Below are 25,680 nucleotides of genomic sequence, written 5' to 3'. Positions count from 1 at the left end.
CGTTCTCCCCAGATACGCGTTGGATGTGAAAATACTCGGTTGATGCCCGATCAGTTGATGCTCGAGCCGATCCGCGACGGCTCGAAGCCATCCTTGCAGAACCAGCCCTGGCAGTTCAGCCAGATCAGGAAGGCCTTGCCGCGCAGGTTTTCTTCCGGCAGCAGGCCCCAGAAACGGCCATCGTCGCTGTTGTCACGGTTGTCGCCCATCACCAGGTACTTGCCGGCCGGCACGGTCCACTGGCCCTGGCCACGCGGATAGTCGGTCTCCAGCACGGTGTGGGTACGACCCGGCAGGTGTTCGACCAGCAGGTTGGCACCCTCGCCCTGGCCCTTGTGGCCTGCATAGATGCCCTTGTTGTCGTACTTCAGCGGTTCGCCGTTGAGGATCACGCCGTCGCCTTCGAAGACCACGGTGTCGCCCGGCACGCCGATGACGCGCTTGATGAAGTTCTCACCCTTGGCCGGATCGTTGTCGCTGTGGCCGGGGAAGTGGAACACCACCACGTCGCCGCGCGACGGCTCGCCAAACGGCACGATCTTGGTGTTGCTGATCGGCAGGCGCAGGCCGTAGGAGAACTTGTTGACCAGGATGAAGTCGCCGATCAGCAGGTTCGGCATCATCGAGCTGGACGGGATCTTGTACGGCTCGGCGATGAAACTGCGCACGATCAGCACGATCGCCAGCACCGGGAAGAACGCACGCGAGTAATCCACCAGCACCGGCTCGGAGTCGAGCAGGCCCGCGCGCTGGGCGCGACGCTTGGCGAGGTACAGCTTGTCCGCGAGCAGGATCAGGCCCGAGGCCAGGGTCAGCACGACCAGGAGGATCTCAAACAGTTTCATTCAGGGTCCTTTGCAACGTCACCAGACGACCGGCCCCGCAGGGCCGGTGCGGGCCTTACTTGTTGTCCATCTGCAGGACGGCCAGGAACGCTTCCTGCGGAATCTCCACGCGTCCGACCTGCTTCATGCGCTTCTTGCCTTCCTTCTGCTTTTCCAGAAGCTTCTTCTTGCGCGAAACGTCGCCACCATAGCACTTGGCCAGCACGTTCTTGCGCATGGCCTTGACCGTGGTGCGGGCGATGATCTGCGAGCCGACGGCGGCCTGGATGGCCACGTCGAACATCTGGCGCGGGATCAGGTCCTTCATCTTCTCGCACAGCTCGCGGCCACGTCGGTCAGCGTGGCTGCGGTGCACGATCAACGACAGCGCATCGACCTTGTCACCGTTGATCAGCACGTCCACGCGCACGAACGGGCCTGCGTCGAAGCGCACGAAGTGGTAATCGAGCGAGGCGTAGCCGCGGCTGACCGACTTCAGCTTGTCGAAGAAGTCCAGCACCACCTCGGCCATCGGCAGCTCGTAGCTGATCTGCACCTGGCTGCCCAGGTAGTTGATGCCGATCTGGCTGCCGCGCTTTTCTTCGCACAGCTTGATGATGTTGCCGATGTACTCCTCGGGGGTGAGCACGTTGGCGCGGATGATCGGTTCGCGGATTTCCTCGACCTGGTTCACCGCCGGCAGCTTGGCCGGGTTGTCCATGTTGATGATCGAGCCATCGGTCTTCAGGACCTCATACACCACCGTCGGCGCGGTGCTGATCAGGTCCAGGTTGTATTCGCGCTCCAGGCGCTCCTGCACGATTTCCATGTGCAGCATGCCCAGGAAGCCGCAGCGGAAGCCGAAGCCCATCGCTTCGGAGCTTTCCGGCTCGAAACGCAGCGCGGCATCGTTCAGGCGCAGCTTGTCCAGCGCTTCGCGCAGGTCCGGGTAGTCTTCGGCATCGACCGGGAACAGGCCGGCGAACACGCGCGGCTGCATTTCCTGGAAGCCCGGCAGCGGCTTCGGCGCCGGGTCGCCGGCCAGGGTGAGGGTGTCGCCGACCGGCGCACCATGCACGTCCTTGATGCTGGCGGTGACCCAGCCCACTTCACCGGCACGCAGCGCCGGCAGCACCTTGCGCTTCGGCGTGAACACGCCGACGTTGTCGACCTGGTGGTTGCGGCCGGTCGACATCACCTGCAGCTTGTCACCAGCCTTGATCTCGCCCTGCATCACGCGCACCAGCGACACCACGCCGAGGTAGTTGTCGAACCACGAGTCGATGATCAGCGCCTGCAGCTTGTCGGTGTCGCGCGGCGCCGGCGGCGGGATGCGGTGCACGATCGCTTCCAGCACGTCCTGCACGTTGAGGCCGGTCTTGGCACTGACCGGCACGGCGTCGGAGGCATCGATGCCGATCACGGCCTCGATCTCGGCCTTGGCGCGCTCGATGTCGGCGGTGGGCAGGTCGATCTTGTTGATCACCGGCACCACTTCCAGGCCCTGCTCCACGGCGGTGTAGCAGTTGGCCACCGACTGGGCTTCCACGCCCTGCGCCGCATCGACCACCAGCAGCGCGCCTTCGCAGGCGGCCAGCGAGCGGCTGACTTCATAGGAGAAGTCGACGTGGCCGGGGGTGTCGATGAAGTTCAGGTGGTAGGTCTGCCCGTCCTTGGCCAGGTACGGCAGTGACACCGACTGCGCCTTGATCGTGATGCCACGCTCGCGCTCGATCGGATTGGAATCGAGCACCTGCGCTTCCATCTCGCGGGCCTGCAGGCCACCGCAGAGCTGGATGATGCGGTCGGCCAGCGTGGACTTGCCGTGGTCGACATGGGCGATGATGGAGAAGTTGCGGATGTTCCGCATCGAATCAGAAGACATAGGTGGCGGCGGCGCGCGGCGTCGTCAGGGTAACGGTCGATTATCGCACGCCCAGCGCCCGGCCGCGAAAACCGGCTGCCGGGCACCGGCCCGGAACGACCGAAGCCCCGCCGAGGCGGGGCTTCGGGGGAGGCCCAGGGGCCGCCGGAGCGGCCCCGGCAGGCCCTACTGGCCGGCCTTGACCGCCACGAAGGCGCTGTTGCCATTGGCCGTGCGGACCAGCAGCATGACCACGTCGTCCTTCTTGAAGCTGGACAGCGCCCGGTTCAGGGCATCCACGCTGCCGATCGCGACGCGGCCGACCTGCAGGATCACCATGCCCGGCGACAGGCCGGCATCACGCGCCGCCTGGCCCTTGACCCCGGTGATGCGCACGCCTTCGTTGCCGTTGAGCCCGAACTGCTTGCGCTGAGCTGCGCTCAGGTCGCTCACGTCCAGCCCCAGCAGGGCATTGGCCCCGGTCTGCGGCGCCGCCTCGGCACCGCCGGCCGACGGCCCGCGGGCACTGGCCTGCCCGTCTTCACTCAGGGCGGTCAACGTGGCACTGAGGTCATGCGGCTTGCCGTCGCGGTACACCACCAGGTTCACCTTGCTGCCCGGCGCCATCGCACCGATCAGCGGCGGCAGGTCGGACCAGCTGTTGACCGGGCTGCCGTTGACCGAGCGGATGACGTCGCCCACCTGCACGCCGGCCTTGGCGGCCGCACTGCCGGCCACGATCTGGTTGACCAGGGCGCCACGGCTGTCCGGCAGGCCCAGGCCCTGCGCCTTCAGCGAATCGATCGGCTCCACGACCGCGCCGAGCTGGCCGCGGGTGACCTTGCCGCTCTTCTTGATCTGCTCCACCGCGCTCATCGCAAGGTCGATCGGGATCGCGAAGCTGATGCCCATGTAGCCGCCGGACGCGGAGAAGATCTGCGAGTTGATGCCGACCACTTCGCCGCGGGTGTTCAGAAGAGGGCCACCGGAATTGCCCTGGTTGATCGCCACGTCGGTCTGGATGAACGGCACATAGCGCTGGTCGGGGCCGCCCGTACTGCGGCCGACGGCGCTGACCACGCCGGCGGTGACAGAATGGTCGAGGCCGAACGGCGAGCCGATCGCGACAACCCACTGCCCCGGCTTCAGGCTGTTGGAGTCACCCACGCGCACGGTTGGCAGGTTCTTCCCGTCGATCTTCAGCAGGGCGACGTCGTACTGCTGGTCGCTGCCCACCACCTTGGCGGTGAACTCACGGCTGTCGCCCAGCTTGACCTTCACGTCACTGGCGTCGGCCACCACGTGGTAATTGGTCAGCACATAGCCATCGGGCGAGATGATGAAGCCCGAGCCCATGCCACGGCCCTTGATGCTGGGGCCACCGTCTGGCCCACCCGGCCCCTGCCCCGGCATCGGGAAGTCGGGACCAAAGAAGCGGCGGAAGAACTCCGGCATGTCATCGTCGCCCATCGGGCCGCGCGCGGCCTGGCGGTTGTTGCGGACGATGGTGGTATCGACGTTGACCACGCCCGGGCCGACCTGTTCGACCAGGTTGGTGAAGTCGGGCAGGCCACTGACCAGCGGCTGCGCCGGTGCCCGCGCGGCCGCGGCTGGCGCGGGCTGGGTCTGGGCGACGGGCGCCGGCGCCTGTGCGCAGGCCACCAGGGGAAGGGTCAGGGCCAGCAGGCCAATGGCCTGCGTGCGGAGTCGGGGAGTCATCGGACGGCAACCTCCGGGTCGGGTGGAAAGAGGAATACGGGCCCCGCCGACGGCGGGGCGTGAAGGCGCCCGGCTCAGTCGCGCGGGCGCGGCGGCACCGGCAGGTCATCCTGCAGGCGCGGCTCGAACGGATAGAACGCGGCACTACCGGCGTGGGCCGGGAAGCTGGCATTGAGCGCGCCGCCAGCGGCGGGCGCCAGGCTGGAGCGCGGCCATGGCCGGGCCTGCAGCCCGCTGACCTCGCCGAACGGCAGGTTGCGGTTGGCGTTGGCCGGCACGGTCGGGGTCAACGGTGCCTGCACGGCCGCGATGGCGCGCTGCGAAGTGTCGTCGCGCTGGGCGGCACGCGCGGCCTGCTGGCTGCGCGTAGCGCTGGCACGGCGGGCGTCCTGGCGGCGGCCCGCCGCGGCCATCGCTACGGCCGGCGCAGCAGCCACGGCCACTGCGGCCGTGTCCACCGAAGCCTCGGTGACTGGGGTCGGCGCGGCCGGTGCCAGTTCCGCCTGGCTGGCGATCACCTGCGGCGCCAGCGGTTCACCCGGCGTCGCCTCCTTCAATTTCTCGCCGCCGATGAACAGGGCGACCGCGGCGACCGATGCGGCCAGCGCAGCACCGCCGCCCCAGGCGCGCCAGCCACTGCGACGCACCTGGCGACGCGGCTCGGCCTGCGGCGTCGGCTCTGCCGCAATGGCGGCCGCAACGGCGGCACTGAAGCCGGCCGGTGCCAACGCCGGGGCCTGCCCGCGCATCACGTCGCCCAGCAGCTGCCAGCGCTCCTGGCAGCCGGCCAGTTCGGGGTCGTGTTCCATCCGGCGCAGCAGGAAGCGCGCTTCGTCGGCACCCAGCTCGCCATCGACCAGGGCCGACAGCTGCTCGCGATGGCGCTGGTCCAGGCGCTGCCCGGCGGGCGATTGATGGTTCTGCGATTCGTTGAACGGGTTACTGGTCATACGCGGCTCTTCTCACGGGTGGCGCTGCCGATGTCCAACAGCGGCCGGAGTTCGGTGTCGATCGCCTCGCGCGCCCGGAAGATCCGGGAACGCACGGTGCCGATCGGGCACCCCATCTTCTGCGCGATATCCTCGTAGCTCAGGCCTTCCACCTCGCGCAGGGTGATCGCCGACCGGAGTTCCTCCGGCAGCGCGTTGACGGCCTTCATGACCGTCTGTTCCAGCTCCTGGCGCATCAACTCGCGCTCGGGCGTGTCGGTGTCCCGCAGGCGGGTACCGCTGTCGAACTGCTCGGCGTCACCGATGTCGATGTCATCGGTCGGCGGACGACGATTGTGTGAAGCCAGGTAGTTTTTGGCGGTATTCACGGCGATTCGATGCAACCAGGTTGAGAACTGGGCATCGCCACGGAAACTCCCGATCGCGCGGTAGGCACGGATGAAAGTGTCCTGGGCGACGTCCTGACATTCGCTCCAGTCGGCGATGTAGCGACCGACCAGGGCCACGACCCGATGCTGGTACTTGCGCACCAGGACATCGAACGCGGCACTCTCGCCGTGCTGCACGCGCCGGACCAGCTCCAGATCCAGCTCCTGAGGTGTATCAACATCGGCCATGAGGGGCCGCACTCCTGTCAGCCCAACCGACGTCGGGCAATGAGACTGCCAATCCCGGGAAAAGTTCAGTCGCCGATCACCTGGCGCCGCACCAGCTTTTAACCACCATTCGGTTAGCGTCCCGATCCACGGCCATGGATCCGGGGGCGCCACTCCCCTGCTATTGGGATTTGACGCGGGGGAAACAACCTCTGGATCATAGCCGCTTCTCCATACACAACCGGATGGAACGTCCATGCTCTCAGGCTTCGATGGTCTCCGCTTCAGCCACTGGCACCCCGAGATCCGCGACGACGGCGTGGTGGTTCTCTCCCTGGATCGCCAGGACAGCAGCGTCAATGCGATGTCGCAGGACGTGCTGCTGGAACTGGGCGACCTGCTTGAGCGCATTGCCCTGGACCCGCCCAAGGGCGTAGTCATCCAGTCGCTGAAGAAGGCCGGCTTCATTGCCGGTGCCGACCTGAAGGAGTTCCAGGAATTCGACCGTCGCGGCACCGTCAACGACGCGATCCGGCGTGGCCAGGCCACCTACCAGAAGCTGGCCGAGCTGCCCTGCCCGACCGTGGCGGCCATCCACGGCCACTGCCTCGGCGGTGGCACCGAGCTTGCCCTGGCCTGCCGCTATCGCGTGGCCTCCAATGACAGCAGCACCCGCATCGGCCTGCCGGAAACCCAGCTGGGCATCTTCCCGGGGTGGGGTGGCAGCGCCCGCCTGCCGCACCTGGTGGGCGCCCCGGCAGCGATGGACATGATGCTGACCGGCCGCACCCTGTCGGCCTCGGCCGCGCGTGGCATCGGCCTGGTCGACAAGGTGGTGGCACCGGCGGTGGTGCTCGACACGGCCGTTGCACTGGCGCTGTCCGGCACCACCCGCCCGTTCAAGCAGCGCGCCACGGCCTGGGCCACCAACACCTGGCTGGCACGCACGCTGCTGGCACCACAGATGGTCAAGCAGGTCGCCCGCAAGGCGAAGAAGGACCAGTACCCGGCGCCGTACGCGCTGATCAGCACCTGGCAGCGCAGTGGCGGCAAGCCGATCCAGGCCCGCCTGGACGCCGAGCGGCGTGCCGTGGTGAAGCTGGCCAGTACTCCGACCGCGCGCAACCTGATCCGTATCTTCTTCCTGACCGAACGCCTGAAGGGCCTCGGTGGCGGTGATTCCGGCATCCGCCACGTGCACGTGGTCGGCGCCGGCGTGATGGGCGGCGACATCGCCGCGTGGGCCGCCTACAAGGGCTTCGAGGTGACCCTGCAGGACCGCGAGCAGCGCTTCATCGACCCGGCCATGGAACGCGCGCAGGCGCTGTTCGCCAAGAAGGTGCGCGACGAGAGCAAGCGCCCGGCCGTGGCCGCGCGCCTGAGTGCCGACCTGGAAGGCAACGGCGTGGCCGAGGCCGACCTGGTGATCGAGGCAATCATCGAGAACCCCGAAGCCAAGCGTGCGCTGTACCAGACGCTTGAGCCGAAGATGAAGCAGGACGCCCTGCTGACCACCAACACCTCGTCGATTCCGCTGGTGGAACTGCGCGACCACATCCAGCGCCCTGCGCAGTTCGCGGGCCTGCACTACTTCAACCCGGTAGCGCAGATGCCGTTGGTGGAGATCATCCATCACGACGGCATGGCGCCGGAGACCGAGCGCCGCCTGGCCGCGTTCTGCAAGGCGCTGGGCAAGTTCCCGGTGCCGGTAGCCGGCAGCCCGGGCTTCCTGGTCAACCGCGTGCTGTTCCCGTACATGCTGGAAGCGGCCACCGCGTATGCCGAGGGCATTCCGGGCCCGGTGATCGACAAGGCCGCGGTGAAGTTCGGCATGCCGATGGGCCCGATCGAACTGATCGATACCGTGGGCCTGGACGTGGCCGCCGGCGTCGGCCGCGAACTGGCGCCGTTCCTGGGCCTGCAGATCCCGGCCGCACTGCAGACGGTGGAACCGGACAAGCGCGGCAAGAAGGATGGCCAGGGCATCTACACCTGGGAGAACGGCAAGCCGAAGAAGCCGGACGTGGCCAGCGACTACCAGGCCCCGGCCGATCTGGAGGACCGCCTGATCCTGCCGCTGTTGAACGAGGCGGTGGCCTGCCTTCACGAGGGCGTGGTGGCCGACGCGGACCTGCTGGATGCCGGCGTGATCTTCGGCACCGGTTTCGCACCGTTCCGCGGCGGTCCGATCCAGCACATCCGTGCGGTCGGTGCCGATGCGATCGTCGAACGGTTGAAGGCGCTGCAGCAGCGCCATGGCGACCGTTTCGCGCCGCGCCCCGGCTGGGACAACCCCACCCTGCGCGAACCGGTGGTCTGAGTTCATCGGCCGGGCCTGCGGCCCGGCACCCGCAGAGGCAACCGCCGAAGCCAGAGCCGGAGCAACAGCCGGCTCTGGCTTTTCTGTTAGGCGGGCGGGGCGGTGTGGGCTTGCAGGACACGCCGTAAACCCCGCTCCCCTGCAAGCCCACACCGCCCCACCCAGACAGTTTCCCGGTGACGGTTGCTGAACTGCGATGGCTGGTAGGTGTCGACCTTGGTCGACACGCTTGAAACACGCGTGGACGCGAGCGAAGCGACCGGCGTTTGATTTTGATTTTGATTTTCTTTTTTCTCTTCTCCGTGGCTGGACGCACACGGAAACTGTCAGAGGCCGGGCGGGTGGGTGGCGCAGGACCGTTGGCGCCATGGATGGCGCCATCGAGCCCCCATGGATGGGTTTACGGCGTGTCCTGCGCCACCCACCCGCCCGGCCAAGCGCGGCTTTTGCTTTACGCGACCAAGCAACCAGCCACGAGGGGCTGCGCCGTTGGCTGGAACACCCTGTTACCCATACGGGGCATGTGCCCGTCACAGCTGCATGCGATGCTCATCACCTGATCCCTGCCAGCGAGAACGCCCGCATGACCACCATCATCGCCCCGCGCGTGCACGACATCGGCGGCCTGGAAGTCCGTCGCGCCGTCCCCACCCTGCAGGCGCGCAGCATCGGCTCGTTCGTGTTCGTCGACCAGATGGGCCCGGCACTCATGCACCCCGGCACCGCCATCGACGTGCGCCCGCATCCGCATATCGGCCTGGCCACCGTCACCTACCTGTGGTCGGGCGCGATCGGCCACCGCGACACGCTGGGTTCGGATCAGGTGATCCGTCCCGGTGACGTCAACTGGATGACCGCCGGCCGCGGTATCGCCCATTCCGAGCGCACGCCGCAGCCGGACCGCGATCACGACAACCCGATCCACGGCATGCAGACCTGGGTCGCGCTGCCGAAGTCGCATGAAGAGATCGAGCCGGCGTTCTACCACCATGCCGCTGCCACCCTGCCCGAGCAGCGTCGCAACGGCGCGTGGCTGCGGGTGATCGCCGGCCGTGCGTACGGCGAGGAATCGCCGGTGAAGGTGTTCGCCGACACCCTCAACGTGGCAATCGATCTCGACCCCGATGCGGAAATCGATATCGACGACGGCCACCGCGAGCGCGCGTTGTACATCCTCGAGGGCGACGCGCAGCTGGATGGCGTGGATATTCCCGCGCAGCACCTGGTGATCCCCGAAGCCGGTGCACGAGGCCGCCTGCGCGCGAAGACGCCGGTGAAGGCGATGCTGTTCGGTGGCGAGCCGCTGGATGGCCCGCGCCACCTGTGGTGGAACTTCGTGTCGAGCTCGAAGGAGCGCATCGAGCAGGCCAAGCACGACTGGGAAGCCGGCCGCTTCGGCACCATTCCGGGCGACGACAAGGAATTCATCCCACTTCCGCAGTACTGAACATCGCGTGTTGCACACATCTGAAGGTGTATCCCTGCACCCGGCGTTGACGCTACAGTCACCCGCTGATCACTGAAATGTGACATAAATCACACTTTAGATCGTCAAAGGAGTGCAACACATGAGCATGGGTAAACGCTTGTCCGCCGAGTTCCTCGGCACGTTCTGGCTGGTTCTGGGTGGCTGTGGCAGTGCGGTGCTGGCCGCCAAGTTCGGTGGCGACGGCAATCCGCTGGGTATCGGTTTCCTCGGCGTGGCGCTGGCCTTCGGCCTGACCGTGGTGACCGGCGCCTATGCGTTCGGCCATATCTCCGGCGCGCACTTCAACCCGGCAGTCAGCGTCGGGCTGTGGGCCGGTGGTCGTTTCCCGACCAGGGATCTGGTGCCCTACATCATCGCCCAGGTTGCCGGCGGCCTGCTGGCCGGCTTCATCCTGCTGCAGATCGCCTCCGGCGCCAGTGGCTTCGCCATCGATGGCAGCCAGGCGGGTGCGTTCGCCAGCAATGGCTATGGCGCGCTGTCGCCCGGCGGCTACAGCGTGGCAGCCGCCTTCCTGTGCGAAGTGGTGCTGACGGCGGTGTTCCTGATCGTGATCATGGGTTCCACCCACGGCAAGGCACCGGCCGGTTTCGCCCCGCTGGCGATCGGCCTGTCGCTGACCCTGATCCACCTGATCAGCATTCCGGTCACCAACACCTCGGTGAACCCGGCCCGCTCCACCGCCGTGGCCTTCTTTGCCGGCAGCGGAGCAGTCAGCCAGCTGTGGCTGTTCTGGGTCGCTCCCCTGCTGGGCGGCGCGATCGGCGGCCTGATCTACAAGTGGATCGGCAGCGACCGCTGATCCACGCGGCTCCCATTGCGGCCGACCCTCGGCCGCAATGGTTACTTCTGTAACCGCGAATTGTGCGATTGCTCACGTTCCGTTAAGGTTGAGTTGACCGTCCGTGCACATGCCGGATGGGGCGGCATCCGGGGATGGGATGCCATGGCCGCCGGCCCTGCTGGCGGAGCCAAACAACTCATCACCTTGGGGGATGCATGAAGTTCGTGCCTGTCATGTTGTCGAGCCTGCTGTTCGCTGCGGCCCAGGCCGCCGCGCAGGCGCCGTCCGAATGTCCTTCGCTGCCAGCCAGCAGTGGCCTGCAGTGGCAGCAGCAGGTGCAGGCCGATTTCCTGGTCTGCCGCGCCAGCACCCCTGATGGCCGCGAAGTACTGAGCCTGATGCTCAGCGCGCGTGACCCCGCCATTCCGCTGAGCCGCTCGCTGCGCCAGGAAAAAGGCAGCTTCGGCGGTGAATCGCTGTACTGGTACCAGCCCGACCTGGGCGGCCAGCAACCGCCGGGTTACGCCGAACGGCGCATCAGCGTGGTCAAGATCGACAAAGGGCGTTACGCGCAGATTGCGCTGTATCCGGACAGCGCGCAGGAGCTGAGCTCACTGCAGCAGCTGGCGCAGGGCATGAGCCTGACCCCTTCGGCCGTGGCCGCCGGGCGCTGAAGGTGACGGGGATGACTGCCTGGCAGCATCCCCGCAATGCACCTCGATCGGCAGGCAGTGCCGGCCGCCGGCCGGCAAACCCTTCGGTCCTGATCAAAAGCAGGTGCCGGCCGGCGGCCGGCACTACCTCAGAACCTGCCTTCCTGGAAATCGACGAAGGCCTGCATCAGTTCCTGCCGCGTGTTCATCACGAACGGGCCGTGCCGCATCACCGGCTCGCGCAACGGACGGCCGGCCACCAGGATCAGCCGCGCGCCTTCGCTGCCAGCCGAAACATGCAGCTGTTCGCCGCCGCCCAGCACCGCCAGCTCCTGGCGCGCAACATCACGGGCGGCGTCCTGTTCACCCACCGTCAGTCCGCCTTCAAATACATAGGCAAAGGCGTTGTGGCCTTCCGGCAGCGTGTAAGTCCAGGCCCGGTCGGGCGCCAACGTGATGTCGAGATACAGCGGCTCGGTGGCCGGCTGCACGATCGGGCCGCGGGTGCCGTCGACCGAGCCGGCGATCACCTTCACTTCCACGCCGGCTGCCGGCTGCACCACGGGAATGCGCTCGGGCGCGAACTCCTGGTACTTCGGCTCGGTCATCTTCTCCTTCGCCGGCAGGTTCACCCACAGCTGGAATCCACGCATCTGCCCGCTTTCCTGCTCGGGCATCTCCGAGTGCACCAGGCCGCGGCCAGCGGTCATCCACTGCACGCTGCCCGGGGTCAACAGGCCTTCGTTGCCATGGTTGTCGCGATGCCGCATGCGTCCGTCGAGCATGTAGGTGACGGTCTCGAAACCGCGGTGCGGGTGTTCCGGGAAGCCGGCGATGTAGTCCTCGGCCCGGTCGGTGCCGAATTCATCGAGCAGCAGGAACGGGTCCAGGTCCGGCAGCGTCGGGCCGCCGATGACGCGGGTCAGGCGCACGCCGGCACCGTCGGAGGTGGGCATGCCACGGATGGTGCGCAGCACGCGGACCGGTTCGGGAAGGCTCATGGCGACTCCTGTGGGATGGATGCCCCTGAAGATGGACGCCACATGGCCGTACGCCAATGGATGGCACCGCAACCAATTGTTCCATCCCTGATGTTGGCTGCACGTCAGCGCCACCGTCGTACGACCAAAGTACTACCGCCGATTCGTCCTGTGCCAATTGACCCTGTCGTGGGCAAGCAGGACTCTTTGACTGTCTTTCCGGGAGAGAGCACCTCATGAAAGGGTTTTCCAAACTGGGCTGGGCGGCACTCGCCCTGCTCGGCGCATTCTGTCTGGGCACCGTCGCCCTGCGCCGCGGCGAGCACATCAACGCACTGTGGATCGTGGTGGCCGCGGTCTCGCTGTACCTGGTCGCCTACCGCTTCTACAGCCTGTTCATCGCCAACAAGGTGATGCAGCTGGATCCGACCCGGGCCACCCCGGCGGTGATCAACAACGATGGCCTGGACTACGTGCCGACCAACAAGCACGTGCTGTTCGGCCACCACTTCGCCGCCATTGCCGGCGCCGGCCCGCTGGTCGGCCCGGTGCTGGCCGCGCAGATGGGCTACCTGCCCGGCCTGCTGTGGCTGGTGGTGGGCGTGGTGCTGGCCGGCGCAGTGCAGGACTTCATGGTGCTGTTCCTGTCCAGCCGTCGCAACGGCCGCTCGCTGGGTGACCTGGTGCGCGAGGAGATGGGCCAGGTACCCGGCACCATCGCCCTGTTCGGTGCGTTCCTGATCATGATCATCATCCTGGCGGTGCTGGCGATGGTGGTGGTCAAGGCGCTGGCCGAAAGCCCGTGGGGCATGTTCACGGTGATCGCGACGATGCCCATCGCGATCCTGATGGGCGTGTACATGCGCTACATCCGCCCCGGCAGGATCGGCGAGATTTCGGTGGTTGGCCTGATCCTGCTGCTGGCCGCGATCTGGTACGGCGGCAAGGTCGCCGCCGACCCGGTGTGGGGGCCGGCGTTCACCTTCACCGGCACCCAGATCACCTGGATGCTGATCGGCTACGGCTTCGTCGCCTCGGTGCTGCCGGTGTGGCTGCTGCTGGCCCCGCGCGACTACCTGTCGACCTTCCTCAAGATCGGCACCATCATCGCGCTGGCCATCGGCATCCTGGTGGTGATGCCGGAACTGAAGATGCCGGCGCTGACCCAGTTCGCCGCCAGCGGTGATGGCCCGGTGTGGAAGGGCGGCATGTTCCCCTTCCTGTTCATTACCATCGCCTGCGGTGCGGTCTCCGGTTTCCACGCACTGATCTCCTCCGGCACCACGCCGAAGCTGCTGGCCAATGAAGCGCACATGCGCTACATCGGCTACGGCGGCATGCTGATGGAATCGTTCGTGGCGGTGATGGCGCTGGTGGCGGCCTCGATCATCGATCCGGGCATCTACTTCGCGATGAACAGCCCGGCCGCCGTGATCGGTGCCGATGCAGCCTCGGCGGCGCACTACATCACCAACACCTGGGGCTTCACCATTACCCCCGAGCAGTTGACCGCGACCGCGGCCGCCATCGGTGAACCGACCATCCTGCACCGCGCCGGTGGTGCACCGACGCTGGCGGTAGGCATCGCGCAGATCCTGCACGAAGCGATTCCCAGTGGCAGCGACGCGATGATGGCGTTCTGGTACCACTTCGCGATCCTGTTCGAAGCCTTGTTCATCCTGACCGCGGTGGACGCCGGTACCCGCGCCGGGCGCTTCATGCTGCAGGACCTGCTGGGCAACTTCGTGCCGGCCCTGAAGAAGACCGAGTCGTGGACCGCCAACATCATCGGTACCGCCGGCTGCGTGGCGCTGTGGGGCTACCTGCTCTACACCGGCGTGGTCGATCCGTTCGGCGGCATCCAGACGCTGTGGCCGCTGTTCGGCATCTCCAACCAGATGCTGGCTGGCATCGCGCTGATGCTGGGCACGGTGGTGCTGTTCAAGATGAAGCGTGACCGCTATGCGTGGGTCACTGCGGTACCGGCGGTGTGGCTGCTGATCTGCACCACCTACGCCGGCTTCATCAAGATCTTCGACAGCAACCCGGCGCAGGGTTTCCTGGCGCAGGCACACAAGTTCCAGGCCGCGCTCGCCAGCGATACGATCACTGCACCGGCCAAGTCGGTGGCGCAGATGAAGCAGATCGTGGTCAACGCCTACGTCAACACCGGCCTGACCGCGCTGTTCCTGCTGGTGGTCGGCGCGGTGCTGGTGTATTCGATCAAGACCATCCTGGCGGCACGCCGCAACCCGCAGCGCAGCGACCGCGAGACCCCGTACGTGGCGCTGAAGCCGCATGAAATGGTGGATCTGTGATGAGCACGCAACTGGTTCCCGCCGGCCAGTACCAGGCGCACCGCCGCATCTGGCGGCGCCTGGTGCAGACCGCACGACTGTGCTGTGGCATTCCTGACTACGACAACTACGTCCGGCACATGCTGGATAAGCACCCGGACCAGGAGCCGATGGACTACAAGACGTTCTTCCGCGAGCGCCAGGAAGCGCGTTACGGCGGGCGCAACGGCGGGCGCTGCTGCTGAAGGCCAGGCCTGCCTTTCAGCAGGCAAAAGAAAGCCGAGCGCGGGCTCGGCTCTACACGGGCAGAGCGGGTTCGCGGCGCACGCCGCGAACCCGCAACAGGATCGTCCGGCCAAGACTCAGGCGCCGGCCATCCACTTCAGGATCAGGCCGGTGACATACGCCAGCCCGGTGCCGGTGGCATAGCCCACCGTACCCAGCAGCACGCCCACCGGCGCCAGCGTCGGATGGAAGGCTGCGGCCACCACGGGGGCCGAGGCGGCCGCGCCGATGTTGCCCTGCGAACCGATCGCGAAGAAGAACAGCGGCGCGCGCAGCAGCTTGGCTACCCCCCACAGCACCAGCACGTGCGTGGCCATCCAGATCGCGCCAAGCAGGAACAGCCACGGCCGATCCAGCAGCGACAGCAGGTTCATCTGCATGCCGATGCAGGCGATCAGGAAGTACAGGAACACCGTGCCCAGCCGCGAAGCGCCTGCGGCTTCCAGCCGGCGCGCACGGGTGAAGCTCAGGCCCAGGCCCATCGCCGTGGACAGCAGGATCACCCAGACGAACTGGCTGTCGAGGCTGAACTGGCTGGCCCAGCTGACATTGGCCTTGAACCAGCCCGACAACGGCGCGGCGATGGCATGGGCCAGGCCGACGCCACCCAATGCCACGCCAACGATCACCATCAGGTCGGTCATGCTGGGAATGCGCGCGTTCTGTGCCTCGTAGGCGCTGATGCGTGCCTTCATCTCGTCGATGGCGCGGGTGTCGGCACCGTTGCGGGTATCGATCTGCTGCGCGCGGTTGGCCAAAAACAGCAGGATCGCCATCCAGAGGCTGGCGCAGGCCACGTCGACCACCGCGAACTGGCCAAAGGTGGTGGCATCGGTGCCGAACACCTCGCGCATGGCCACCATGTTGGCGCCGCCACCGATCCAGCTGCCGGCCAGCGCGGCCATGCCGGCCCAGGTATCACCGGCCACCGTTTCCGGATGGATCAGCTTCATCAGCTGGAACGAGACGATGGCGCCGAGCATGATGCCGGCGGTACCGGCACAGAACACGATCAGCAGCTTTGGGCCGAGCTTGATGACGCCTTTCAGGTCGATCGACAGTGTCAGCAGGACCAGCGCAGCGGGCAGCAGCACGTCGCGCGCGACCGGGTTGTACAGCGAGGTGTTGTGGCCATCGATGACACCAGCGGTGTTGTAGATGGCGGGGATGAAGTAGCACAGCAGCAGTGCCGGCACCCAGGCGAAGATCTTCTTCAACAACGGGGTCGGACCACTGGCGGCCCAGAAGATCAGGGCCAGGGTGGCGGCAATCAGGCCCAGTCCAACGATGTCGTTGCTGATCAGGGCGGTAGCGGGTTCGGTCGGCATGGGATCCTCTGTCGATCGAAAGAGCGGAGAAAAAAAAGCGCCGCATGACGCGGCGCAGGTCGAGATTAACATTGTCTTCACGCCGGGTCATGCTGCGCTGCTTGCCGCCTTCCCCTGCATTGACGACGATTGCGGCATCACCGTTGTGGAGCAGGCCCATGCAGCTTGGTGCGTTCTCTGTCAGCCTGTCCGTGAAGGACCTGGCCGCCTCCCGCGCGTTCCACGAAGCCCTCGGGTTCTCGGTCACCGGTGGCGATCCCACGCAGAACTGGCTGGTAATGCGCAGCAACGGCACGGTCATCGGGCTGTTCCAGGGCATGTTCGAGGGCAACCTGCTGACCTTCAACCCCGGCTGGGACCAGCACAGGCAGGAGCTGCCCCACTTCCAGGATGTGCGTGAACTGCAGGCGGAACTGGATGCCAAGGGCATCGAACTGGCAGTCCGCACTGACCCCGATGGCCAGGGGACCGGCTACCTGCAGCTGGCCGATCCCGACGGCAACGTGATCCTGATCGACCAGCACGTGGCGCGGCCGAACGGGCGGTAATGCGAACAGCCATTGCGTGGGTAGGCGTCGACCTTGGTCGACGGGCCGCATGCCAACCAAGGTTGGCATCTACCAGGACGGCCGGATCAGGCCGGGCGCGAGGCACTGAAATCTAGCGTGACACGCGTTCCGCGCGGCTCGCAGGGCTGCAGCTGCAGGGTCCAGCCCAGGTGCTCGCACAACCGCGCGATCAGGTCCAGGCCGATGCCGCCGCCACGATCGGCGCGTCCGCCACGGGCCATGCGCGCGTGGATGGCGGCAATCTCCTCCGGGCTCATGCCATGCCCTGGGTCCTGCAGCGTCAGCACCGCCGACGCACTCAACTGCAGCTCGATATGGCCGCGGCCGCTGTTCTCGATGGCATTGCGCAGCAGGTTGCCGATCGCCGCCTGCACCACTGCCATCGGCGCAACGATATCCACCGGCGCCGCCTGGATGCCGATGCTCAGGTCCTTGTCACCGAGCAGGTGGCGATGGTCGTCGACGATCTCCGGCAGCAGCTGGTCCAGGGCGATGCGCTCGGCACGCGCGGCCAGGCGTGCCGGATCACGCGCCAGCACCAGCAGCAGCTCGATCAGCTGCTCCACGCTCTGCGCTGTGCGCAACACCCGCTGCATCTGCTGGCGGGCGCGCTCGGGCAGGCCCGGTTGCTCCAGCGCGAGCTCGGCAGCACCGGTCATCACCGCGATCGGCGTGCGCAGTTCGTGGCTGGCGGTGCTGATGAAGACCCGCTCGCGCTCGACGAACTGCTCGTTGCGGTCCAGGTAGTCGTTCAACGCACCGGCGATGGTATGCAGCTCAGCGCTGCCGCGCGGATCGACTTCGATACGCTGGCCCTGCACGCCCGGCCGCAGCCCGGCAATGTGCTGTGCCAGCAGGCTCAACGGACGCACCATCCGCTCCATGCCGAACGACGCCATCAGCACGGTGACGAAGATCATGATCACCCCGGCCAGCATCACCCAGCGCGTGGCGAACTGTTCCAGGTCATGGAAATCGGAGATGTCAAGCGCCAGCGCCACCCGTCCCATCGACTGCGTTTCACGGACCATCACCGCCGTCTCGCGGCCCTTGACCATCACTCCGTCATGCAACCCCGGATGCAGGGAGCGCAGGCTCTCTGGCAGATTGACTGCGTCAAAGCGGTACAGGCTCAGCGTGTCCGAGTCCTGCCAGCGATAGTGAGGTTCGTGCTCGACATGCTCGACGATGCTGTCCAGTTCGGAATTGAGCAGCGCGCGCCACGCGGCGTGCTCGGCGTGTTCGTGCACGTAGTTGCCGACACTGAATACTGCAATCGACAGCAGTGCCAGGTACCCGAGCAACCACCACACCACCCGCCGGTACAGCGGCCCCGGCTTACGCGCCCTCATCAGCATTCCTGCCTGCGTCGGCAGCGTCCATCAGCGCCAACCGATAGCCCACCCGCGGCAGCGTATGGATGAGCTTGTCGGCAAACGGGCCGTCGACGCTGCGGCGCAGCTCGTAGACATGCGAGCGCAGCAGATCGCCATCCGGTGGCTCGTCGCCCCACAGGGCGAACTCCAGCTGCTGGCGGGTGACCGCACCGGGGCTGGCGCGCATCAGCACTTCCAGCAGCTTGCGGCAGGCCGGGTACAGGTGCAGCACCTGGCCACCACGCTGGGCTTCCAGGGTCGCCAGGTCCAGCACCAGGTCGCCCACCTGCAGGCGCTTGCGCGGATTGCGGCCCTGCGCGCGCAGCAGCAGCGCCTCCAGCCGCACTTCCAGCTCGGGCAGGGCGAACGGCTTGGTCAGGTAGTCGTCGGCACCGGCGCGGAAGCCGGCGATCTTGTCCGGCAGCTCGTCGCGCGCGGTCAGCATGATCACCGGCACCTCCGACGCGTGCTCGGCGCGCAGGCGACGCAGCACCTCCGGCCCCTCCATGCGCGGCAGCATCCAGTCCAGGATCACCGCATCGTAGGGGTGGCTGCCTGCCAGGTGCAGGCCGGTGATGCCATCCGGGGCCACGTCGAGCACGTGCCCGCGCGACTCGAAATAGTCGAACAGGTTGGCCACCAGCTGGCGGTTGTCCTCGATCACCAACAGACGCATGCACGAAAGATCCACGGAAGTTCGTACCATGGTAGCGCCGACCATGTCGGAATGCGGTCGCCCTGCGCCCGCTCCGACGCCTTTCCTACCCCAGCCACGTCAGAGTGGCGGTTTTGCTCCCGGAGCCTGCCGTGCCCGTAGCCCTGCCCCGCCGTTGGCGCCTGCCCCTGTTGTGGCTGCTGATCATCGCCGCGTTGGCCGCCGGTATCGGCCTGCGCCAGCCGCAGCCGCCGGACGAGCCGCGCTTCGTGCTGGCGGCCCGTACCATGGTCGAAAGTGGAGAATGGCTGCTGCCGCACCGGGGCGTGGAGCTGTACGCGGAGAAGCCGCCGGTCTTCATGTGGCTGCAGGCGGCCGCTTACGAGGTGGTCGGCAGCTGGCAATGGTCGTTCCTGCTGCCGTCGCTGCTGGGCGCCCTGCTCAGCCTGTGGCTGGTGTCGGACCTGGCACGGCGGCTGTGGGCGCCGCGGCATTCCCTGTACGCCCTCGCGGCGCTGTTCTGCACCCTGCAGTTCGGCCTGATGGCCAAGCGCGCGCAGATCGACATGGTGCTGGTCGGCATGACCACGGTGGCCCTGTGGGGATTGATGCGCCACCTGTGCGAGCGCCGCAACCTGCCCGCGCTGTGGCTGGCCGGTTTCGCCGCTGGCCTCGGCACGGTGACCAAGGGCGTGGGGTTCCTGCCGCTGCTGATGGTGCTGCCGTGGTTCGGCTGGTGGCTGTACCAGCGCCGCCGCGGACGCAGCGTGGACGGTCCGCACCCGGCAACGCTGCTGTGGCTGATCCCGGCCTTCCTGCTGGGCGTGGCGGTGTGGCTTGCCCCGCTGGGCTGGGCATTGCTGCATGAGCCCAGCGCGTCCCTGCAGTCCTACGCCCACGAACTGCTGTTCAAGCAGACCGGCACCCGCTACGCCAACGCCTGGCACCACCGCCAGCCGGTCTGGTACTACCTGCAGGTGATCCTGACCTTGTGGCTGCCGGGCAGCCTGCTGCTGCCGATGCTGTTCAAACCCTGGTGGCGCCGCATCCGCCGTGGTGACCGCCGGCAATGGCTGCTGCTGGGGTGGGCGCTGCTGGTGCTGGTGTTCTTCAGTGCCAGCCCCGGCAAGCGCGAGGTCTATGTGCTGCCAATGCTGCCGGCGATGGCGCTGGCGGTGGCCCCGCTGTTGCCTGGCCTGCTGCGACGGCTGTGCGTGCGGCGCTACCTGTTCGGCTACACCGTGGTGCTGATGCTGGCCACCGGTGTGCTCGGCGTGATGCTGATGACCGAACATCCGTGGGCCCTGGCGCAGCTGGAACGGCGGGCGATGCCCGATTCGCTGCTGCCGGTGCTGGGAGATGGCCTGCTGACCTTTGCCATTGCCCTGGCCACGTTGATCGTGTGGCTGCGGGTGCGACGTGCCGCAACGCTGGTGTTGCTGACCCACGGCATGCTGTGGATGCTCTACGGCCTGGTGCTGATCCCGGCGCTGGATCCGTACGCATCAGCGTCGGCGGTGATGCGCCGGGTGGGCGCGCGGATCGGCCCGGATGCGGAGCTGGCACTGGTCGCCTGGCGCGAACAGAACCTGCTGCAGGCAGATCGGCCGGTGCGCGAGTTCGGCTTCAAGCGCCCGTGGGCCGAACAATGGCATGACGCCGGCCCGTGGCTGGCCGAGGCGCCGGGCAAGCGCTGGGTGCTGGTGCTGGACGATGCGATGAGCCCCTGCGTGGACCCGGCCAAGGTGATCGACATCGGCATTGCCAACAGGAATCGTTGGCAACTGCTTCCCGGTACGGCCTGGGACCCGAAGTGCCACGCCGAGCGGACCGGATCGACCGCCGAAGAAGACTGAACGGTGACGCGCGCCGGGGACTCATTAACCCGGCGCGAACGGGCGTCCGACCCTTCTCCGACATCGAGGTGACGAGCATGAGCGCGGATTCCCGAACCGCCCCTTCCCAGCATGCCCGTTCGTCCCATTGATGCGGCAGCGCCGCTTGCGACATCACCACTGGCGTCAAGATTCGCCGTAACTCACTTCTGGCTGCCTGTCGCAATCGGTCTGCCCGTGTTTACGCTGCTGATGGGTTTCGGCGGTGATCAATGGTTGGCCGATCACCTGTTCCGCCTCGAAGGTGGCCACTGGGCGTTGCAGGACGCCTGGGTCACCCGCACGGTGGTGCACAAGGCCGGCAAGTGGCTGAGCACGTCGGCGGCGCTGGTCGCGATCCTGTTGTGCGTGCACCACTGGCGCAAGGGGGGCGATCGCACCCTGCGATGGGCGCTGCTTTATGTCGTAATTGCCATGGCGCTGGGTACGGGCGTGATCTCCCTGCTGAAGACCCTGGTGGCGATGGAATGTCCCTGGGACCTGCTGCGCTACGGTGGCCATCAGCCCTATATCGGGCTTTTCACGCAGCGCCCGGCCGGCATGGCCGCACAGGCCTGCTTCCCTGCCGGCCACGCCAGCGCAGGCTATGCGTGGCTGTGCCTGTACTATTTCGCCCTGCTGTGGCGCCCGTCGTGGCGCTGGGCAGGCTTGTGGATCGGCCTCGGCACCGGCCTGGTGTTCGGCATCAGCCAGCAGCTCCGGGGCGCGCATTTCCTTTCGCATGATGTTGCCACCGCGTTGATATGTTGGCTGCTGTCACTCGGCCTGTACCTGATCGTCAAAGGCATCCTGATCCGCCGTCAGCTGGACCGTCCCAACCGCCAGGAGGCAAACGCATGAGTGCATCGGTCCAACGCCCCGCCCGCCCTTCCGCGCTGGCGGGTCTTCGCCACTGGCGGCCACAGCTGTCCACCGAAGCACTGATCGCGTTCACCAGCCTGTTCTTCGCGGTGGCCGGCAACGGCCTGTTCTGGCACAGCGCGATGGCCAGCCATCCGGGCAGCCTGCGCTACGCGCTGTCGCTGCTGCTGTTGCTGCTGGGTGCGCACGGCGTGCTGCTGGGCATCCTGGTCTGGCGCTGGAACGCCAAAGTGGTGATCAGCCTGCTGCTGCTGGTGACCGCATTCGCCGCACACTACATGAGCCGCTACCACATCTACCTGGATGCGGACATGCTGCGCAACGTGCTGGCGACCGACCCCAAGGAAAGCCGCGAGCTGATGACGGTATCGCTGCTGTGGCCGGTACTGCTGCTGGCAGTGCTGCCGATGGTGGTGCTGTGGCGCGTGCAGCTGCGCCGCCGCAGCTGGGGCCGCAGCCTGCTCTGGCGTGTCGGCTTCCTGGTGGTGGCGGCAGTGACGGCTGTCGGCGGCGCGTTGATCTCGTTCCAGGATGTCTCGGCACTGATGCGCAACCAGCGTGAAGTGCGCTATCTCGCGACACCGGCCAATGTCCTGTTGGGCATGCCGCGTGCATTGCGTGGCGACAATCCGGTGCAGCGCGCGCCGAAGCTGCCGATCGGCACCGATGCCAAGGCCACCCCGCGCGCGCCGGCCAGCAAGCCGCGCCTGCTGGTGATCGTCATGGGCGAGACCGTGCGTGCGCAGAACTGGGGGCTCAACGGTGGCCGCAACACCACCCCGGAACTGGCGCAGGCCAGCGTGATCAATTTCCCGGACATGCATTCGTGCGGCACCAGCACCGAGGTTTCGTTGCCGTGCCTGTTCTCGCCGTGGGGCCGCCATGACTACGACGAGAAGAAGATCCGCGCGCACCAGTCGCTGCTGCACGTATTGAACCGTGCCGGCATCGCACCGTTGTGGCGTGACAACCAGTCCGGCTGCAAGGGCGTGTGCGAAGGCCTGGACTTCCAGTCCCTGTCCGATGCCACCACGCCGGGCCTGTGCGCCGATGGCCGCTGCATGGACGAGATCCTGCTGCAGGACCTGGCCACCCAGGTACGCGCCAGGCCCGGCGACCGGGTGGTGGTGCTGCACCAGCTGGGCAACCACGGTCCGGCCTACTTCGAGCGCTATCCGCCCGCATTCCGCCGTTTCACCCCGACCTGCGATACCCGTGACATTGGCCGTTGCTCGCGCGAAGAGATCACCAACAGCTACGACAATGCCGTGCTGTACACCGATCACTTCCTGACAAAGACCATCGGCACGCTGCAGGGCATGCAGGATTACGACACGGCGATGATCTACCTGTCCGACCACGGCGAGTCGCTGGGCGAGAAGGGCCTGTTCCTGCACGGCGTGCCCTACGCCATCGCCCCGGCCGAGCAGACCCGGGTACCGATGACGATGTGGTTCTCGCCAGGCTTCGCCAGCAGCCGTGGGCTGGACCTGCAGTGCGTGCGCAAGCGTTCGGCGGCGTATACCGACCATGACAACCTGTTCCCGTCGGTGCTGGGCCTGATGCAGGTGAAGACCTCGCTGTACGAACGCGACCGCGACGTGTTCGCCAACTGCGAGAGTTGAGGGGTGTTCGGCAGGGCTTGCAGCCCTGCACCTGCCGGGGCAACGGCCGAAGCAACAGCAACAGCGTGCATTCCGTGGGATGGCGGGGTGGGCCCGGTTGCGGGAGACGCCGTAAACCCATCCTTGGGGGCTTGGCCGCGGCATCCATGCCGCGGACACTCCCGCCACCGGACCCACCCCGCCTTCGACAGTTTTCCGCGATCTGTTGGACATGCCGATGGGGTCGGATCCGTTTTCCGTAGGAAAACGGATCCGACCCCATTTTGATTGTCGATATCTGACAGATGTGTCGACCAAGGTCGACACCTACCGACAGCACACGGAATCTGTCAGAGGTGGGGCGGTGTCGGAGTGCGGGGTGTCAGCCGCATGGATGCGGCTGCCAAGCCTACACGGACGTACTTGCGGCGTCCCCGCACTCCGACACCGCCCCGCCAAACCACGGATAGTCCGCTGTTGCTGTTGCTTCGGCTTTGCCGTTTGTTGAAGGCCTCTGCGGGTGCCGGGCGCCGCCCGGCCGACTTCCGCCACTTGCGGAGGCAGCGGCTGCCCACTAGCCTTCGGCCGTCGTTCACCACCCAAGGACCGCCCGTGAAACACCGTCATCTCCTGCTGGCCTCGGCAATCGCCGCCGCCACGCTGGCCCTGGCCGCCTGCAAGAAGGAAGCTGCCCCAGGCACCGATACCGCCAGCAGCAGCGCCCCGGCCGGCGAAACCGCCGACCAGTTCGTGGCCCGCATCAATGTCGAGTTCAAGGCCGCCTACCCGGAGATGACCTCGGCGCAGTGGCTGTCCTCCACCTACATCAACAGTGATTCGGAACGCATCGCGGCCAAGGCCAACGAGCGCTCGCTGACCCAGCTCAACAGCTGGATCGAACAGGCTGCGAAGTTCGACGGCAAGCCGATGAGCGAGGACAGCAAGCGCGCCATCCACCTGCTGAAGCTGATGTCGTCGATGCCGGCACCGCGCGACCCGGCCAAGCTGGCCGAGCTAACCCAGATCGCCACCCGCATGGAAGGCAGCTATGGCGCCGGCAAGTACTGCACCGATGCCAACGATCCGAACTCCTGCCGCCAGCTGGGCGAGCTGGAGCAGGTGCTGGCACGCAGCCGCGACTATGACAAGCAGCTCGACGCCTGGCAGGGCTGGCACAGCACCACCAAGAACATGCGCGGCGACTACCAGAAGTTCGTCGGCCTGGTGAACGAAGGCGCCAAGGGCATGGGCTTCACCGATGCCGGCCAGATGTGGCGCAGCGGCTATGACATGCCGCCGGAGCAGATCGGCCCGGAAACCGACCGCCTGTGGGAACAGGTCAAGCCGATGTACGAGCAGCTGCACTGCTACGCACGCGGCAAGCTGGACAAGACCTACGGCAAGGACAAGGCCGAAGTGGGCAACGGCCTGATCGCCGCGCACCTGCTGGGCAACATGTGGCAGCAGGACTGGTCGAACCTGTGGGACCAGCTGGAACCGTACCCGGGCGCCGGCAGCCTGGACATCACCGCGGCGCTGGAGAAGCAGTACCAGACCAACCTGAGCGCGGCGCTGGCCAAGGCCGGCAAGGATGCCAACGTGGCCGCGCAGTACAAGGCGCAGCGCGAGGCCGAACTGCGCACCGCCAAGCAGATGACCGAACGCGCGCAGGACTTCTACGTGTCGCTGGGCATGCCGTCGCTGCCGCAGTCGTACTGGGAACGCACCCAGTTCATCAAGCCCGATGACCGCGATGTGGTCTGCCACGCCAGCGCCTGGGACATGAACATGGAAGGCGACGTGCGCACCAAGATGTGCATCAAGCCGAACGAAGAGAACTTCACCACCATCTACCACGAGCTGGGCCACATCTATTACGACCTGGCCTACAACCCGCTGCCGCCGCTGTTCCAGGGCGGTGCCAACGATGGGTTCCATGAAGCGATCGGCGACACCATCGTGCTGGCGATGACCCCCAAGTACCTCAGCTCGATCGGCCTGGTCGATGCGCCGACCGAAAACCGCGAAGCGGTCATCAACAACCAGATGCGCATGGCGCTGTCGGGCGTGTCGTTCCTGCCGTTCGGGCTGATGATCGACCGCTGGCGCTGGGGTGTGTTCGATGGTTCGATCACCGCCGACAACTACAACAAGGCATGGTGGGACCTGAAGGCCAAGTACCAGGGCGTGGCGCCTGCCAGTACCCGTGGCGAGGAGTTCTTCGATCCGGGCGCGAAGTACCACGTGCCAGGCAACACCCCGTACACCCGCTACTTCCTGGCGCGCATCCTGCAGTTCCAGTTCTACAAGGGCCTGTGCGACGCGGCCGGCTACAAGGGCCCGCTGCATGAGTGCACCTTCTACGGCAACAAGGAAGCCGGCCAGAAATACTGGGCGATGCTGAGCAAGGGTGCCAGCCAGCCGTGGCAGGCCACGCTGAAGGAGCTGACCGGCACCGACAAGCTCGATGCCGGCCCGATGATCGAGTACTTCACGCCGGTCAACGAGTGGCTGAAGCAGCAGAACGAAGGCCAGATGTGCGGCTGGCAGGCCAACGCGGCCCCGGCGGCAAAATGAAAAAAGGGGCGGGTCCGCAAGGATCCGCCCCTTCCTGGTAGTGCCGGCCGCTGGCCG

20 protein-coding genes are annotated in these 25,680 nt (G+C 66.7%); 11 read left to right on the top strand and 9 right to left on the bottom strand.

The window, feature by feature from the left end; genetic code table 11:
• Window positions 1-50: 50 nt before the first annotated feature.
• The 5 genes from lepB to rpoE all read right to left on the bottom strand — a co-directional run bounded on the left by lepB (window position 51) and on the right by rpoE (window position 5,974).
• Complete coding sequence (gene lepB, locus AC5P7A_RS00525; protein WP_014038087.1) at window positions 51-845, bottom strand: signal peptidase I; 795 nt, start codon at window positions 843-845, stop codon at window positions 51-53.
• Window positions 846-900: 55 nt separating this feature from the next.
• Window positions 901-2,694, bottom strand: coding sequence for a translation elongation factor 4 (gene lepA / locus AC5P7A_RS00520; RefSeq protein ID WP_032958997.1), 1,794 nt, complete (start codon window positions 2,692-2,694; stop codon window positions 901-903).
• A 180-nt stretch (window positions 2,695-2,874) separates the two neighbouring features.
• A complete protein-coding gene (locus tag AC5P7A_RS00515) occupies window positions 2,875-4,407 on the bottom strand; it encodes a DegQ family serine endoprotease (RefSeq protein WP_495219799.1) in 1,533 nt (510 codons plus the stop codon).
• A gap of 74 nt (window positions 4,408-4,481) precedes the next feature.
• Window positions 4,482-5,357, bottom strand: coding sequence for a sigma-E factor negative regulatory protein (locus tag AC5P7A_RS00510; protein ID WP_126411249.1), 876 nt, complete (start codon window positions 5,355-5,357; stop codon window positions 4,482-4,484).
• On the bottom strand, window positions 5,354-5,974 hold the full coding sequence (gene rpoE, locus AC5P7A_RS00505) for an RNA polymerase sigma factor RpoE (RefSeq protein ID WP_014038091.1): 621 nt from the start codon (window positions 5,972-5,974) through the stop codon (window positions 5,354-5,356). The genes AC5P7A_RS00510 and rpoE overlap by 4 nt, the downstream gene beginning before the upstream one ends.
• A gap of 235 nt (window positions 5,975-6,209) precedes the next feature.
• Between rpoE and AC5P7A_RS00500 the strand changes: the two genes are divergently transcribed.
• From AC5P7A_RS00500 to AC5P7A_RS00485, 4 genes are all read left to right on the top strand, one after another.
• A complete protein-coding gene (locus tag AC5P7A_RS00500; protein ID WP_126411250.1) occupies window positions 6,210-8,273 on the top strand; it encodes a 3-hydroxyacyl-CoA dehydrogenase NAD-binding domain-containing protein in 2,064 nt (687 codons plus the stop codon).
• A gap of 583 nt (window positions 8,274-8,856) precedes the next feature.
• Window positions 8,857-9,720 (top strand): pirin family protein, encoded by an 864-nt coding sequence (locus tag AC5P7A_RS00495; protein ID WP_005410608.1) that lies wholly within the window; start codon window positions 8,857-8,859, stop codon window positions 9,718-9,720.
• 121 nt (window positions 9,721-9,841) lie between these two features.
• A complete protein-coding gene (aqpZ, locus tag AC5P7A_RS00490) occupies window positions 9,842-10,561 on the top strand; it encodes an aquaporin Z (protein WP_053496518.1) in 720 nt (239 codons plus the stop codon).
• Window positions 10,562-10,758: 197 nt separating this feature from the next.
• Window positions 10,759-11,217: a hypothetical protein gene (locus AC5P7A_RS00485; protein ID WP_049441929.1), complete on the top strand. Its 459-nt coding sequence runs from the start codon at window positions 10,759-10,761 to the stop codon at window positions 11,215-11,217.
• Between the two features lie 128 nt (window positions 11,218-11,345).
• Here AC5P7A_RS00485 and AC5P7A_RS00480 read toward each other — a convergent pair whose 3' ends face one another.
• Window positions 11,346-12,197, bottom strand: a complete 852-nt coding sequence (locus tag AC5P7A_RS00480; RefSeq protein ID WP_014648005.1) for a pirin family protein — start codon at window positions 12,195-12,197, stop codon at window positions 11,346-11,348.
• A gap of 215 nt (window positions 12,198-12,412) precedes the next feature.
• On the opposite strand from AC5P7A_RS00480, the gene AC5P7A_RS00475 reads away from it, so the two are divergent.
• Window positions 12,413-14,494, top strand: a complete 2,082-nt coding sequence (locus tag AC5P7A_RS00475; protein WP_014648006.1) for a carbon starvation CstA family protein — start codon at window positions 12,413-12,415, stop codon at window positions 14,492-14,494.
• On the top strand, window positions 14,494-14,718 hold the full coding sequence (locus AC5P7A_RS00470) for a YbdD/YjiX family protein (protein ID WP_032958992.1): 225 nt from the start codon (window positions 14,494-14,496) through the stop codon (window positions 14,716-14,718). Before AC5P7A_RS00475 ends, AC5P7A_RS00470 begins: the two co-directional genes overlap by 1 nt.
• 117 nt (window positions 14,719-14,835) lie before the next feature.
• On the opposite strand, the gene AC5P7A_RS00465 is transcribed toward AC5P7A_RS00470, so the two are convergent.
• Window positions 14,836-16,086 carry a DUF819 family protein gene (locus AC5P7A_RS00465; RefSeq protein WP_053496043.1) on the bottom strand — a complete coding sequence of 417 codons (1,251 nt, stop codon included), beginning with the start codon at window positions 16,084-16,086 and terminating at the stop codon, window positions 14,836-14,838.
• 158 nt (window positions 16,087-16,244) lie between these two features.
• On the opposite strand from AC5P7A_RS00465, the gene AC5P7A_RS00460 reads away from it, so the two are divergent.
• A complete protein-coding gene (locus AC5P7A_RS00460) occupies window positions 16,245-16,634 on the top strand; it encodes a VOC family protein (protein WP_014648009.1) in 390 nt (129 codons plus the stop codon).
• 86 nt (window positions 16,635-16,720) lie between these two features.
• Here the strand turns inward: AC5P7A_RS00460 and AC5P7A_RS00455 are convergent, their stop codons facing one another.
• Both AC5P7A_RS00455 and AC5P7A_RS00450 read right to left on the bottom strand, forming a co-directional pair.
• Window positions 16,721-18,007, bottom strand: a complete 1,287-nt coding sequence (locus tag AC5P7A_RS00455) for a sensor histidine kinase (protein ID WP_014648010.1) — start codon at window positions 18,005-18,007, stop codon at window positions 16,721-16,723.
• On the bottom strand, window positions 17,994-18,707 hold the full coding sequence (locus AC5P7A_RS00450) for a response regulator transcription factor (RefSeq protein WP_014648011.1): 714 nt from the start codon (window positions 18,705-18,707) through the stop codon (window positions 17,994-17,996). The genes AC5P7A_RS00455 and AC5P7A_RS00450 overlap by 14 nt, the downstream gene beginning before the upstream one ends.
• Window positions 18,708-18,838: 131 nt before the next feature.
• On the opposite strand from AC5P7A_RS00450, the gene AC5P7A_RS00445 reads away from it, so the two are divergent.
• The 4 genes from AC5P7A_RS00445 (at window position 18,839) to AC5P7A_RS00430 (ending at window position 25,623) form a co-directional block, all read left to right on the top strand.
• The gene (locus tag AC5P7A_RS00445; RefSeq protein ID WP_495219798.1) at window positions 18,839-20,542 is read left to right on the top strand and encodes an ArnT family glycosyltransferase; all 1,704 of its coding nucleotides are present in this window, start codon (window positions 18,839-18,841) and stop codon (window positions 20,540-20,542) included.
• 111 nt (window positions 20,543-20,653) lie between these two features.
• Complete coding sequence (locus AC5P7A_RS00440) at window positions 20,654-21,421, top strand: phosphatase PAP2 family protein (protein WP_495219797.1); 768 nt, start codon at window positions 20,654-20,656, stop codon at window positions 21,419-21,421.
• Entirely contained in the window at window positions 21,418-23,067 is a 1,650-nt protein-coding gene (locus tag AC5P7A_RS00435; protein ID WP_014648014.1) for a phosphoethanolamine transferase, read from the top strand. Before AC5P7A_RS00440 ends, AC5P7A_RS00435 begins: the two co-directional genes overlap by 4 nt.
• A 591-nt stretch (window positions 23,068-23,658) precedes the next feature.
• A complete protein-coding gene (locus tag AC5P7A_RS00430) occupies window positions 23,659-25,623 on the top strand; it encodes a M2 family metallopeptidase (RefSeq protein ID WP_495219796.1) in 1,965 nt (654 codons plus the stop codon).
• Window positions 25,624-25,680 lie beyond the last annotated feature (57 nt).

It is taken from the genome of Stenotrophomonas sp. YJH_SMC_65 (genome assembly GCF_059369475.1).
Note: the sequence above shows the minus strand (reverse complement) of the source record. Positions and strands in the feature narration are given on the sequence as shown.